General features: G+C 57.4%; 12 protein-coding genes. 5 read left to right on the plus strand and 7 right to left on the minus strand.

What is annotated here, in order from left to right; genetic code table 11:
• Positions 1–6: 6 nt before the first annotated feature.
• The 3 genes from B2J69_RS03445 to B2J69_RS03455 form a co-directional block, all read right to left on the minus strand.
• Positions 7–741, minus strand: coding sequence for a fimbrial biogenesis chaperone (locus tag B2J69_RS03445; protein WP_158083415.1), 735 nt, complete (start codon positions 739–741; stop codon positions 7–9).
• A gap of 60 nt (positions 742–801) precedes the next feature.
• Positions 802–1,329, minus strand: coding sequence for a fimbrial protein (locus tag B2J69_RS03450; protein ID WP_081136449.1), 528 nt, complete (start codon positions 1,327–1,329; stop codon positions 802–804).
• A gap of 504 nt (positions 1,330–1,833) precedes the next feature.
• The gene (locus B2J69_RS03455) at positions 1,834–2,649 is read right to left on the minus strand and encodes a TIM barrel protein (protein ID WP_081136450.1); all 816 of its coding nucleotides are present in this window, start codon (positions 2,647–2,649) and stop codon (positions 1,834–1,836) included.
• Between the two features lie 402 nt (positions 2,650–3,051).
• On the opposite strand from B2J69_RS03455, the gene B2J69_RS03460 reads away from it, so the two are divergent.
• The 4 genes from B2J69_RS03460 to B2J69_RS03475 all read left to right on the plus strand — a co-directional run bounded on the left by B2J69_RS03460 (position 3,052) and on the right by B2J69_RS03475 (position 6,249).
• Positions 3,052–4,557, plus strand: coding sequence for a CoA-acylating methylmalonate-semialdehyde dehydrogenase (locus tag B2J69_RS03460; RefSeq protein WP_081136451.1), 1,506 nt, complete (start codon positions 3,052–3,054; stop codon positions 4,555–4,557).
• Positions 4,558–4,639: 82 nt separating this feature from the next.
• The gene (gene iolB / locus B2J69_RS03465; RefSeq protein ID WP_081136453.1) at positions 4,640–5,455 is read left to right on the plus strand and encodes a 5-deoxy-glucuronate isomerase; all 816 of its coding nucleotides are present in this window, start codon (positions 4,640–4,642) and stop codon (positions 5,453–5,455) included.
• Positions 5,456–5,630: 175 nt separating this feature from the next.
• A complete protein-coding gene (locus B2J69_RS03470; protein ID WP_081136455.1) occupies positions 5,631–5,909 on the plus strand; it encodes a type II toxin-antitoxin system HicA family toxin in 279 nt (92 codons plus the stop codon).
• The gene (locus B2J69_RS03475) at positions 5,902–6,249 is read left to right on the plus strand and encodes a type II toxin-antitoxin system HicB family antitoxin (RefSeq protein WP_081136457.1); all 348 of its coding nucleotides are present in this window, start codon (positions 5,902–5,904) and stop codon (positions 6,247–6,249) included. Before B2J69_RS03470 ends, B2J69_RS03475 begins: the two co-directional genes overlap by 8 nt.
• An 85-nt stretch (positions 6,250–6,334) precedes the next feature.
• Here B2J69_RS03475 and B2J69_RS03480 read toward each other — a convergent pair whose 3' ends face one another.
• From B2J69_RS03480 to iolD, 4 genes are all read right to left on the minus strand, one after another.
• On the minus strand, positions 6,335–7,174 hold the full coding sequence (locus tag B2J69_RS03480; RefSeq protein WP_081136459.1) for a MurR/RpiR family transcriptional regulator: 840 nt from the start codon (positions 7,172–7,174) through the stop codon (positions 6,335–6,337).
• Between the two features lie 229 nt (positions 7,175–7,403).
• The gene (gene iolE / locus B2J69_RS03485; protein WP_081136461.1) at positions 7,404–8,300 is read right to left on the minus strand and encodes a myo-inosose-2 dehydratase; all 897 of its coding nucleotides are present in this window, start codon (positions 8,298–8,300) and stop codon (positions 7,404–7,406) included.
• 56 nt (positions 8,301–8,356) lie between these two features.
• Positions 8,357–9,373 (minus strand): Gfo/Idh/MocA family oxidoreductase, encoded by a 1,017-nt coding sequence (locus tag B2J69_RS03490; RefSeq protein WP_081136463.1) that lies wholly within the window; start codon positions 9,371–9,373, stop codon positions 8,357–8,359.
• Positions 9,374–9,431: 58 nt separating this feature from the next.
• Entirely contained in the window at positions 9,432–11,372 is a 1,941-nt protein-coding gene (gene iolD / locus B2J69_RS03495; protein ID WP_081136465.1) for a 3D-(3,5/4)-trihydroxycyclohexane-1,2-dione acylhydrolase (decyclizing), read from the minus strand.
• 534 nt (positions 11,373–11,906) lie between these two features.
• Between iolD and B2J69_RS03500 the strand changes: the two genes are divergently transcribed.
• Positions 11,907–13,820, plus strand: coding sequence for a bifunctional 5-dehydro-2-deoxygluconokinase/5-dehydro-2-deoxyphosphogluconate aldolase (locus B2J69_RS03500; RefSeq protein WP_081136467.1), 1,914 nt, complete (start codon positions 11,907–11,909; stop codon positions 13,818–13,820).
• The last annotated feature ends 9 nt before the right edge of the window (positions 13,821–13,829 follow it).

Consider the following 13,829-nt stretch of genomic DNA (forward strand, 5'->3'; position numbering starts at 1 on the left):
ATGAGATTAGCGACCTTTAATGGCCTGTTTCAGGACGGCGCCATAGTCATTTACGTAATCTACCGTTAACGTTTTTATCTCAGTCGCGGGTGAACAGGAGAACGTCCAGCGGGAGGTTGAATCAGGCGGCACCATCGAAACATCCTTAAGCTCGATGGTTTTTGTTCCTGTAGAGAGCGACGCGGCCACGCTATTAAAGTAATAAGGCGTGCTGTTATTAAGGGCGACATAACATTGTCCGCCATTTTTGCTGATTTTATAGGTCAACTGCTCAAGTGCCTGCTGTGGCGACATGGCAAGATTGTCCGGCCGCAGGAAAATTTTCAGGGTATTAGTGACCATCAGCAGTAATTTATTATGCGCGTTGTCACTCGCCTTAACGGCTGGAAGCTGAGTGAAATGCAGATAATAGAGCTGTTCGCGCTTTACGTTTTTTGTGTCGCCGGTGAATATCAGGTTGGCGACATGGCTCTCGTGTGGGGATATTTTGAAAATAGAAGGCGACAAAATAAAGGGTGACTTTGCATGTTCAGGCGACTGTACCCCTTGCTGATTATCCGCCCATATTTGCATCAAATAGGGCCATGCGTCATTGTTAGTAAACTTTAGCGCTTTGGCACGGTCAGTGGATGGATAAATAACACGATTACCCAGCATAACCACACTGGCCAGTGAGGAACCGGTACAGGTTAGCGCAAGGCTGGCGACTAAGCAGCCGACTAATTTGTTCAATTTAACCATCACATCCTCTGGCCAAAGCATGATGAAAAGAGGACGCAGTCAGGGCTGCGCCCTCGTGGTTTACTGGTAGCTAATTGCATACTGCGCGGAAGCGACCACGCTGCCTGGCGTCACATCAGCGGCTTCCGCATAGTAGCGTGCCGTGAGCGTCTGGGTTGCGGAGCTACTTCCTTCGGCCTTAGTAAAGCTGGATGTCGATACGGTTTCGCCGTCAGTAAAGCTCAGCGGGGTTGAGCCATCCGCATCCAGCAGCTGAATGGAAACGTTGGTTGCGGTGCCGGTGTTGCCGAGGTTGCCTGCAGCGGTCACATTATTACCGGCAAACCGGGTTTTCAGCGTGGCTGCATTTGTTGAACAGCCTGTTACGCCGACGGTAAAGGTGGTGTCAGACGACGTACTGCCAGCTGTTTTCAGCTCACCTGCGGTCGCACTGGGCAACAGGATAACTGGCGTGGCATCATTACCGTTAATCGTTACCGAACAGGTTTCTTCATTTACTTCACCTTGAAACTGAACGGTATTATCTGATGCTGCGGCAGCATAAAAGCTGATGCAGGAAAGGGCTATAAAAATAGCTTTATAGTTCATGTCAACATCCTCTTGTGATTAGTATAAAATTCATCCTGATCTCAACAATTATTTAACAGGGCGCAAATGGCTGTAATTAGTTTTTTTGACTGATGCGCTAATAATTGCGAGGATGCTATTAGCTTATAAACTAAGCAATGATTCAAGTGGCATAGTAAAATAAACTATAGTCATTTTGCTATTGTTGTAAAAATAATGATATCGGATGTTTTTTTCGTGGTGACAGAAGGCGGTAGAGCGTTTTTTCTTTTTCAGGAAGGTGAGTAAACTAAAAGGAGGATAATATTATTAGTGAAATATATAAGGTGATTAGGCTACAACGTAATTCGCTCTGTTTATTTCTATTCGAGTTTTAGTTGTTTATTTAATTTGTTTTATGGCCTTTGTATCTTATTTGATCGTTGCGGTTAACTATTAACCATGCTGTCCTGAATGCTGCCGGGAAAAGAGAAACAACCAGAAAAAAGGCGCAGCTCTGAACGAAAAGGCCAGAGCTGCGCTACATTAAGCCTGCAACAGACTGATGCTATTGCGTATTTGTTTTTCGATATCGGCTGCGCTCCAGCTGTGCATTTGCGAAGAGAAAGGCTCGAAGGCGTAGACGCCTTTGTAGCCGAGCATCTCCAGCCGCTTCACCTGCGCCACGCTGTTTAGCACGTCCCGGTCGCTCAGCATAATGCGCTCTTCATCGGTGAGTTCGGCGGTGGCGCGCCGGTCTTCCACGCCGGAAAGATGCACCAGGCCAATCATCTCAACGTCAATCTCCGCCGGAAACTCCTGCTCAGCATTTTCATACAGATGGTGATGGAAGGTGTCGATTACCAGCTTAAAGGGCGCCTGCGCGTCGCGGATTAGCTGCTGCGCCTGCACCGCTGAACGCAGCGAGCTGACCGGGAAGCCCAGCGGCTCCACTAGCCCCTGCACGCCATACTGCGCAAAGCGCGGCGCCAGCGCGGCGAGTGCCGCCAGCGTTTTTTCCGGCGCGATATCGACCCCTTCATTTAGTGGACACATCACCAGCGCCTGCGCGCCGATGGCCTGCGCGTCCTGCAGCAGGGCGTCGGTTTTCGCCAGCAGCGCTTCGTCCACGCGATTAAACGGATAGAGCGCGTTGATGGTGACCACCTCGATCTCATATTTCGCGATCAGGGCGCGCGTCTCTTCATAGGTCAGATCATCGCACACCTTGCCGCTCGGCATGTCGTTGCGCAGCTCGACTTTGCGCAGGCCCAGCCGGTGAACCAGCTGGAAAAACGCTTCCAGTGAAAGGGCGGGCGCGATTTTACGGTTAATACAGAAACGGGTCGGATCGATGGCCATGCTGCGGCTCCTGTAACGTGCAAGAGGAAGAGAGAGTAAGCTGGAGCTAAAGAAAACATTTATTTCATAAATAGTGAAATATGGAATTTAAAGGTTGAGATCTGCCTCTCAATAATTTCATTTTTCACACCGACAGCGCCTCGCTCAGCGCGTTTCTGTGGTGAGAAAGCAGCTGCAACAGGCTGTGAAAGAGGGGTGCTGCCGCCAGTCAGCGCGCGGTTTTTCGCCTGAGCGAGAAAAATGCGATCCACGCCGCTAAAAGGAAATTTTTCAAAAACTTTTATTTGAAAAATTTATTCCACTGTAATAGCTTCATAGCACGCTTTTGGTTTTGCCTGGTCAGACGGCGTGGCGTCACGCTTAGGCTCTGCAGGGAACTCACACATCTTAAGAGGCTATAAAATGAACATCACAGGAAACTTCATTGGCGGTCAGATCACTCACAGCGCCAGCAACGAAACCATCCCTGTTTATGACCCGGCAACCGGCAAAGTGGTGCGCGAGCTGACGCAGAGCACCGGCGCGGAAGTGGCGGAAGCGATCAAGGTGGCGCATGAGGCATTTCCTGCCTGGTCGAAAACTTCGCCGCTGCGCCGCGCCCGCGTCCTGTTTAACTTCAAGGCGCTGATGGAGCAGCATCGCGACGAGCTGGCCGAGCTGATCGTGTCTGAGCACGGCAAGGTGTGGTCGGACGCGCAGGGCGAGCTGACGCGCGGGCTGGAAGTGGTGGAGTTCGCCTGCGGCATTCCGCACCTGATCAAAGGCGAATACTCGGCCAACGTCGGCACCGGCGTCGACAGCTACTCGCTGATGCAGCCGGTAGGCGTGGTGGCGGGCATTACGCCGTTTAACTTTCCGGCGATGGTGCCGCTGTGGATGTTCCCTATCGCGCTCGCCTGCGGCAACACCTTCGTACTGAAGCCGCCCGCGCTCGATCCTTCGGCGGCGGTGCGTATGGCGGAGCTGCTGAAAGAGGCGGGCCTGCCGGACGGCGTGTTTAACGTGGTGCACTCCTCTAACGAAGACGCCGAGCAGCTCTATAAAGATCCGCGCATCGCCGCGGTGAGCTTCGTCGGCTCTTCCGGCGTCGCCGAGCATATCTACAAAACCGCCAGCGCCCACGGCAAACGGGTGCAGGCGTTTGGCGCAGCGAAAAACCACGCCATCGTGATGCCGGACGCCGATCTCGACGCCACGGTCAACGCCATTATGGGCGGCGCCTTCGGCTCCGCTGGCGAGCGCTGCATGGCGCTGCCGGTGGTGGTGGCGGTCGGCGACGATACCGCCGATAAGCTGATTGCCCGTCTGACACCGTTAATCAACGCGCTGCGCGTTGGCCCCGGTATCAATAAAGGCGCGGAAGAGAATGAGATGGGCCCGGTAGTCTCCGCCGCGCACCAGAAAAAGGTGCTGGGCTATATCGACAAGGGCGAGCAGGAGGGCGCGAAGCTGGTGGTCGACGGCCGCAACTTCCAGGTGCCGGGTCATGCGGAAGGTTACTACGTTGGCGGCACGCTGTTCGACAACGTGACGCCGGAGATGACCATCTGGCGTGAAGAGATCTTCGGACCGGTGCTGAGCATTATGCGCGCCCCGGACTACGCTAGCGCGCTCCAGCTGGTGAATAGCCATGAGTTCGGCAACGGCAGCGCTATTTTCACCAGCAACGGCAATACCGCGCGCGAGTTCGTGCAGGATGTGGAAGCGGGCATGGTCGGCGTCAACGTGCCGGTGCCGGTGCCGATGGCGTTCCACAGCTTCGGCGGCTGGAAGCGCTCGGTGTTCGGCGCGCTCAACGTGCACGGCCCGGACGGCGTTCGCTTCTATACCCGTATGAAAACCGCCACGGCGCGCTGGCCGAGCGGCCAGCAGACGGTATCAGAATTCAGCATGCCGACCCTGAGCTAAGGGCGCGCGCGAGTGATAACAGCTACAGGCCAGCGGCGACGCGCCTGTAGCCTTTTATTTTCAGGCTAAAAGGAGAGTGGGGATGTCTTTTCTTGCAAAAGCGCAGCAGCCGGACGCCAGCGGCCGTATCCAGCACGTTACGCCAGAAAGCGCGGGCTGGCGCTATGTCGGCTTTGACGCCTATCTGCTGAAAAAGGGTGACACCCTGCGGCTGAGCAGCGGCAATAAAGAGCTATGCCTGGTGCTGGTCGCGGGACTGGCCTCGGTGAAAACGCGCCACGCGGAATTTCCCGGTATCGGTAAGCGCATGTCGCCGTTTGAGCGCGTGCCGCCTTACTCCGTCTATGTGCCGCACGATGACGAGGTTGAGATCGTCGCCGACAGCGATCTGGAGCTGGCGGTGTGCAACGCGCCAGGCCAGGGCAATCTGCCGGCGCGCCTGATCGCTCCCGCGGATGTCGGCGTCGAGCATCGCGGCAAAGGGCGCAACCAGCGACTGGTGCATAACATTCTGCCGGACGATAAACCGGCCGACAGCCTGCTGGTGGTCGAGGTCTACACCAACGAGGGCGACACCAGCTCCTACCCGAGCCATAAGCACGACCAGGAAAACAGCGAAAACGAAACCTATCTGGAAGAGACCTACTATCACCGTTTCGATCCAGAGCAGGGCTTCGCCATGCAGCGCGTCTACACCGATGACCGCTCGCTTGACGAATGTATGGCGCCCTACAACCGCGACGTGGTGACCGTGCCGCGCGGCTACCATCCGGTGGCCACCCTTGCCGGTTACAACAACTACTACCTGAACGTCATGGCTGGCCCGGTACGGCTGTGGAAATTCACCTGGGAGAAAGATCACGCCTGGGTTAACAGCGATAACTATCCGCGCGGCTAGGTGCTGCGGTATCCAGGTTGGTTAATCAGGCTTCAGACGACGTTGAGTCAATGGCTTAATGACGGCTGAAGCCTTTTTATTGGCATTGCTTTGCCGAACACAATGACGTCAATGATTGACGTCATTTTAATCAGGGTATAATGTGACGTCACTGGAAGACGTCAAAGGATGACGGATGATTAAGGTCAGGGAGCTAAGTTCTAAGCACCAGAAAACGATCGCGGATATTCTGACGATGCCGACTAAATCCGGCATAAAATGGGATGACGTGATTAGCCTTATCCATAAATTAGACGGAAAAGTGAAAAACGGTAACGGCTCGCGGCGTAAGCTCATCTTAATGGGCACGGTTTATCAAACCCATCAGCCGCATCCGGGCAACGAAATGGATAAAGGGGCGGTAAACGGTCTGCGCGAATGGTTTGAAAATGTCATCGGAGTCGAAAATGATTAAAGGCAGCAATATCATGACCATTGAGGGCCACCCTGCTTCCGTCACCTACGAAGCGGAAATAAAAGCGTTTCGCGGTAAGTTTCTCGACGTGACCGGCTACTGCGATTTTGTCGCCAGCAGCACCGAAGGACTGGAACAAGAGGGCAAAATTTCGCTGGTGGAGTACGTGAAAACCTGTGAGGAAGAGGGCATTGCACCTTTTCAGCAGGAAGAGAAGCTCAAATCCTTTACGCTTCGCTATCCCGGCTGGCTGGAAGCGCGTCTGAACGCTGCGACTAAGTCACACTCTGTGTCGAAAAACCAGTTTATCGTTCAGCTTCTTGAGCGCGAGCTTAAGTAACGCGCTGTCTGGTCATGTTCCTGCTGACAAATAACAGGCGGCGGGAAGCGATGGTTCGCTCCCACGCCGTTGCCTCACAAAGTTTTTAAGCGCTGGCGTTATTCAACGCCAGCGACACCGCCAGCGTCTGCGCCAGACAGAGCGAGGCGACCTGCGAGCGGAATCCATCCACCTGTGCTTCACGCACCACAAAGCAGACGTCGCTAAAGGCGGCCAGCGGGCTCACCTGGCTGTCGGTAATGGCGATCTGATGCGCGCCGCGCTTCGCTCCCATCTCCACCAGCTCCACCGCTTCGCGCGCGTAGGGCGAGTAGCTGATGGCGATCACCACATCCTTCGGATTCACCAGGCTGAGCTGCTCGGTAAACATGCCACCCAGCCCGTCGATCAGGAACGCGCGGCGCTCCAGGTGGCGCAGCGCGTAAACCAGATAGGAGGCGACACTGAATGAGCGGCGCAGGCCGATAACATAGATATTTTCGGCGTCGTTCAGCAGCTGCACGGCTTTATTCAGCTGGTCGGGATTGACCTGCATCGCCAGCTGCTGCAGCGCCTGGCTGTTGACCATGGTGAAGACGTTAAGGATCTCCATCGGGCTTTCCGGCGAGGTGGCGGCATCGTCGGTGGCGGTCTGGCGAAACAGACGCGCGCGCTCGGTGTAGTTAACCGTCTCTTCCATCAGGTGCTGACGGAAAACCTGTTTCATTTCGTTGAAACCGCTAAAGCCGAAGGCGTTAGCGAAGCGAATGAGGGTTGAGGGTGGCACGTCCGCCTGCGCGGCGATAGAGGCCACGGTATCAAAGGCAATGCTATTGCTGTTATCAAGAATATAACGAGCCACCTGCTTCAGGCGCTTGCTCAGCGTTTCGTAGCGGCGACGAATATCATCCTGTAACAGGGAGAGTTGGGTAGGGTTATTGGTCATTACTTCGGCCCGTTAAAAAAGAAATATGGCTGGATAATGAGCGCTATAGTACCAGATGGATGGAAAATTTCATTTGTTTGCGCTCACAGCGGGGTTTATTTCATCGGTTTATGAATTGCCTCACATAATGCAGGGAATGGGGGCGAAAAAGAGGAGAAAAGTAGAAGATAAAGTGGATCTGCTTATCCTGCGCCCAGGCAGGATAAGCAGAGTTGCGCAGCAGGCGCCTTTACAGCCCGGCGTGTTCGCGAATGTATTTACGCGCCTTCACCGCATATTCGAACGGGTTGGCCAGCGCCGGATCCTGTTCCGCTTCCACCACCATCCAGCCCTTATAGCCGTAGTCATCCAGAATCTTAAACACCGGCCTAAAATCGATGACGCCGTCGCCCGGCACGGTGAAGGTGCCTTTTTTCACGCCGTCGAGGAAGCACAGGTGATTATCGCGCACCTCTGCGACAATCTCGTCGCGCACATCTTTCAAATGAACGTGGAAAATGCGCGGCAGGTATTTTTGCAGCACGTCGAGCATCGCCTGCTGCGAGCCTTCGGAGTAGTAGATATGGCCGGTGTCATAGAGCAGGCCGACGTTGTCGTGGGTCAGCGCCATAAAGCGGTCGATCTCCTCCACGGTCTGAACGCCGGTGCCCATATGATGATGCAGCGTGACGCGCATCCCTTTGGCGGCGGCGATCTCCGCCAGCTCGTTATAGCCTTCGGCCGTCAGCCGCCACTCTTCGTCGCTGAAGATCGGCTTTTGCTCCAGCACCGGCAGCGTCGTGCCCTGAATGCTTTTGCTCTGCTCAGAGCAGCCGATGACGCGCGCGCCCATCGCATGCAGGAAATTCATATGGTTGACGAACTCGTCGATGGTTTTCGCCTTCTCGCCGTTGGCGAAGAAGGTGCTGAACCAGGCGTTGCAGATCTCAATGCCGCGAATATCGAGCATTGGCTTGAGGATCGCCGGATCGCGCGGGTATTTGCTGCCGACTTCGCTGCCGGTAAAGCCCGCCAGCGCCATCTCGCTCACCGTCTGCTGAAAGGTATTCTCTTTGCCCAGCTCCGGCATGTCGTCATTGGTCCAGCCAATTGGCGCGATGGCCAGTTTTACATTCTCTTTGTTCATCTGTGTCGTCCCGAGGGATCGGGGCGGCTGCGCCGCCCGCAAGGAAAGGGAAAGGCTTAGTGCTTGTCGTAGAAGGCGGGGCGCGGCGGCATTTCAACCGGCTCGATAGCGCCGCTCTGCTGCGCTTTCAGGCAGGCGTCGGCGGCCACCGAGGCGGCGAAGCCGTCCCAGGCGGACGGGCCGGTGAGTTCACCCGCCTTCACGTCGTTGATAAAGGCCTGCAGCTCGACGTCATACGCCTCGATAAAACGATCTTTCCAGTCGGTCAGAATGGTGGTGGAGAGTTTGGCGTCGCGGCGCAGCTGCACCGAGGCGGGTTCCGGCAGCTTAGCGATGCCGGTTTCACCAACCACTTCGCACTGGATGTCGTAGCCGTAGGCGCAGTTAACGAAGATCTCGACGTCGATGCGCACCCCTTTTTGCGTTTCGAACAGCACGATTTGCGGATCTTTCAGGCGCGCGTGCGATTTCGAGGTGACGCGCGGGAACACCACCTGCACGCTTTTATAGTCGTCGTTGGTCAGCCAGCGCAGCACGTCCAGCTCATGGATCAGCGTGTTGGTGATCGCCATATCGGTGGTGTAGCTCTCCGGCACGCTGGGGTTGCGGTGCGCGCAGTGCAGCATCAGCGGCTCGCCGATGCCGCCCTCGGTAATCACTTTCTTCAGGGCGCGATAGCCCGCGTCGTAAGGACGCATAAAGCCGACCTGCACCAGACGCTTGCCGTGTTTAACCTCGGCGTCCACCACGCGACGGCAGCCTTCCGCGCTCATCGCCAGCGGCTTTTCGCAGAACACCGGCTTGCCCGCGGCGATGGCCGCTAGCGTAAACTCTTCGTGGGTCGGATCCCAGGAGGTCACCAGAATCGCGTCCACCTCCGGCGACTGGATCACCTGATAGCCGTCGGCGTAAACCTCCGCCTCGATATTCAGACGCTGCAGCGCGGCGCGCGCGCCATCCACGTTGATATCTGACACCGCCACCACTTTTGCCCCCTGCAGGACATTGTTGCAGCGACGAATATGTTCCTGGCCGATCGCGCCGGCACCGATAACGCCAAGTTTCAAAGTCATAATTACACCTGTAGGGTTCGTATCGAGGAAGAAAGGGCCGGGCTCACCCGGCCGGAAATCAGTATTTGCGCGCCTGGTCGAGATGGGCGTTCAGCTTCTCCGCAACCGCCTGGGTGCGTTCTGATTCTGAAGCCTGCGCGACGCCGACGTGCCACCAGCTGAAATATTTGTGCACCATGGTTTTCGGCAGCACTTTGATGTCGATAAGCGTAGAGACCGGCGATTGACGCGCCTCTTCCAGCGCAGTCTGCAACTGCTCCAGCGTTGTTACGCGCCAGGTTTTGCAGCCGTATCCCGCCGCGATGGCGGCGAAATCCACCGGCACGAAGCCGCCGTCGAGCTTGCCGCCTTCCGGGTTGCGGAAGCGAAACTCGGTGCTGAAGCTGTCCATGCCGTGCTCCATCTGCAGGTTGTTGATGCAGCCGTTGGTCATATTGTCGAACAGCACCACGTTGATCTTGGCGCGCTCCTGAATCGAGGTGACTAGCTCGGAGTGCAGCATCATAAATGAGCCGTCGCCCACCAGCGTGTAGACCTCGCAATGCGGCTGCGCCAGCTTCGCGCCCAGCGCGGCGTTCACCTCGTAGCCCATGCAGGAGTAGCCGTACTCAACGTGGTACGCGTTGTAGTCGCGGGTGCGCCAGACGCGCTGCAGATCGCCCGGCAGACTGCCCGCCGCCGCCACAATCACCGCATCCTTTGGGAGCTGTTCGTTTAGCGTGCCAAGCACGCGGCTCTGGGTGAGCACCGACTGCGTCAGACGATTGAATTCGGCGAACACCGCGTCGCGGTCGATATGGTCGGCGATTTCCGGAATAAAACCGTCGCCGCTGTATTCCACCTGATAGACGCGCTGCGTCTCTTTCAGCAGCTTGCTCTGCGCCTGCTCAATCTGGCTGCCCCAGTCGTTGCTGTAGTGTTTGTCCGCCAGACCAGCTTCCAGCGCCACGAGCGCTTCACGCGCGTCGGCCAGCAGCTGCACGCCGTCGAGCTTGTAGCTGTCGAAATTGCTGACGTTGACGTTAAGGAAGCTGACGTCAGGATGCTGGAAAATCCATTTCGACGCGGTGGTGAAGTCGGTGTAGCGCGTGCCGATGCCAATCACCAGATCCGCCTCTTTCGCCAGCAGGTTGGCGGCCAGACAGCCGGTCTCGCCCACGCCGCCGACGTTAAGCGGATGATCGGAGACGATGGTGCCTTTGCCCGCCTGGGTTTCGGCGAAGGGGATCTGGTAGCGCTCGGCGAACTGGCGCAGCGCTTCGCCCGCCTCGGAATATTTCACGCCGCCGCCCAGCACGATCATCGGCTTGCGCTTGCGGCCGATCAGCGCCAGCGCGTCGTGAAGCTGCGCGGCGGTCGGCAGACGGCGATCGAGGCGGTGCACGCGTTTCTGAAAGAAGTAGTCCGGGAAGTCCCAGGCCTCGCCCTGCACGTCCTGCGGCAGCGCAATCGTCACCGCGCCGGTTTCGGCGGGATCGGTCAGCACGCGCATGGCGTTGATGCAGGCGGTCATCAGCTGTTCGGGACGGCTGACGCGATCCCAGTATTTGCTGACGGCGCGAAAGGCGTCGTTGGTGCTGATGCTGAGATCGTGGCTCTGCTCAATCTGCTGCAGCACCGGATCGGGCTGACGCGTCGCGAAGACGTCGCCCGGCAGCAGCAGTAAAGGAATGCGGTTGGCGGTGGCGGTGGCCGCGGCGGTGATCATATTGGCGGCGCCCGGCCCGACCGACGAGCTGCAGGCGATGATCTGGCGACGCAGCGACTGTTTGGCGAAGCCCATCGCGGCGTGCGCCATGCCCTGTTCATTGCGGCCCTGATAAACAATCAGATCGCCGCTATCCTGCTCCAGCGCCTGTCCCAGCCCCAGCACGTTGCCGTGACCAAAGATGGCGAAGAGGCCTTTTACGAACTTCGTTTCCACGCCGTCAACGTCAAGATATTGATTATCAAGGAACTTAACCAGCGCCTGCGCGGTGGTCATTCTGATGGTGGTCATAGGCTTTTCCTTTACATGCTGCAACCTAATAGCAGGTTAGCGACGTGGCGTGTCGCGCAAGGCGACCGCAGGTAACTGAAACGTGAAGCGATTATAAACAAATATATTTTTCATAAAATACGATTACAGAAGAAACATTTCATTTTGCGAGTGAGATCAAATTTAGCCGTGAAACGGGTGTCAGCGGGGACCTCCGCCCGTGCGAAGTGAAACAGCAGACGAGAAGCGGGGCGAAACTGGAAAATTTCATTTCACTTCAGCGGCTTCCCTTTAAAGGCGGCGCGTGGCAACGATCGGCCTGGCATCCCTGATCGGCGGCGAAACGGGCGAGATTAAGCGGTCATAATGTCGAGGCGGCGCAGAGTTTTACCTGGTTCACAAAATCGCGATGGATGTTTCATTTCATATTGTATTTGGAATTTTTATTCCTCATACTCCCCACATCGCCAGTCTGGCAAGCGAAATAACCCAGACGCACGCCGGGATAACGGCTCTACCCGCCGTGTCCGCTTATCACAGAAGGAAATCACAGGTATGACTACACAACAGAAGCGGCTTGATGTGATTTGTATTGGACGCATCGCTGTCGACCTTTATGGTCAGCAAATTGGTGCGCGGCTGGAGGATATGAGCACCTTTGCCAAATATCTCGGCGGCTCCTCCGGCAATGTCGCCTATGGCACCGCCATTCAGGGGCTGAAGTCGGCGATGCTGGCGCGCGTGGGCGATGAGCATAACGGTCGCTTTCTGCGCGAAGAGCTGAATCGCGTGGGGTGCAATACCGACGGACTGATTACCGATAAGCAGCGCCTGACGGGGCTGGTGATGCTGGGCATTAAGGATGAAGAGACCTTTCCGCTGATCTTCTACCGCGAGAACTGCGCGGATATGGGGCTGGTGCCAGAGGATATCGACGAGGCCTTTATTACCTCGTCGCGCGCGGTGGCCGTGACCGGCACCCATCTGTCGCATCCGCAGACGCGAGCCGCGGTGCTGAAAGCGCTGGATATCGCCAGGCGCAACGGCCTGCGCACCGCGCTGGATATTGACTATCGCCCGGTGCTATGGGGCCTGACCTCACTCGGCGACGGCGAAACGCGCTTTATCGAGTCGGATCAGGTAACGCGCCAGCTGCAGGAGGTGATGCACTACTTCGACCTGATTGTCGGCACGGAGGAAGAGTTTCATATCGCGGGCGGCAGCACCGATACGCTCGCGGCGCTGAAGAACGTGCGCCAGGCGACGCAGGCGACGCTGGTGTGCAAGCGCGGCCCGCTCGGCTGCGTGGTGTTTGAGGGGGAGATCCCCGACTCCTGGGATCAGACGCAGCTGCACAGCGGCGTGCGCGTCGAGGTGTTGAACGTGCTCGGCGCGGGCGACGCCTTTATGTCCGGCCTGCTGCGCGGCTGGCTTAACGACGAAGGCTGGACCCAGGCGTGCCGCTACGCCAACGCCTGCGGCGCGCTGGTGGTGTCGCGTCACGGCTGCGCGCCGGCGATGCCGACCAAAGCGGAGCTGGATGATTTCCTCAGCCGCGATAATGACGTGAAGCGTCCCGATCTCGACGCGCGACTTAATCATCTGCATCGCGTCACCACGCGCAAGCAGCCGTGGCCGGAGCTAAACGTTTTCGCCTTCGACCATCGCAAGCAGCTGGCTGACATGGCGCGCGAGGCGGGCGTGGACGACAGCAACATCCCGGCGCTGAAGGTGCTGCTGCTGAAAGCGGCGGAAGAGGCGGCGCGCGACGCCGGGCTGGAGAGCAAGAGCGGCATTCTGGCCGACACCACTTATGGACAGAAAGCGCTGAACGCCATCACCGGCAAAGGGTGGTGGATCGGGCGGCCGATTGAGCTGCCCGGCTCGCGTCCGCTGCGTCTGGAGCACGGCAATATCGGCTCGCAGCTGGTTGACTGGCCAGCCGAGCACGTTGTGAAATGTCTGGTGTTTTACCATCCGCACGACAGCGCCGAGATGCGCAAAGAGCAGGATGAGCTGGTGCTGGACGTCTGGCGCGGCTGCAACAAAAGCGGCCATGAGCTGCTGCTGGAAGTGATCCTGCCGGAGAGCAATCCCGATCGCGACGAAGCCCACTATCTGACTATGCTGAGCCATTTCTATCAGCTGGGCATTCAGCCCGACTGGTGGAAGCTGCCGCCGCTGTCGGCGGAGAGCTGGCAGGCGATCGGCAGCCTGATCGAGCAGCAGGATCCTCACTGTCGCGGCATTCTGCTGCTGGGGCTCGACGCGCCGGAAGAGAAGCTGAAAGCGGGTTTCGCCGCGGCGGCGCAGGCGCCCTGGGTGAAAGGCTTTGCGGTCGGACGCACTATCTTCGGCCAGCCGTCGCGCCAGTGGCTGCAGGGCGAGCTGGATGATGCGGCGCTGGTGGAGAAGGTGAAGGGCAACTATCTGCGGCTGATCGGCTACTGGCGCGACGCGCGCGGTTAAAGATAAAAA

The sequence above is a fragment of the Pantoea latae genome (assembly GCF_002077695.1).
Lineage (GTDB): Bacteria > Pseudomonadota > Gammaproteobacteria > Enterobacterales > Enterobacteriaceae > Pantoea > Pantoea latae.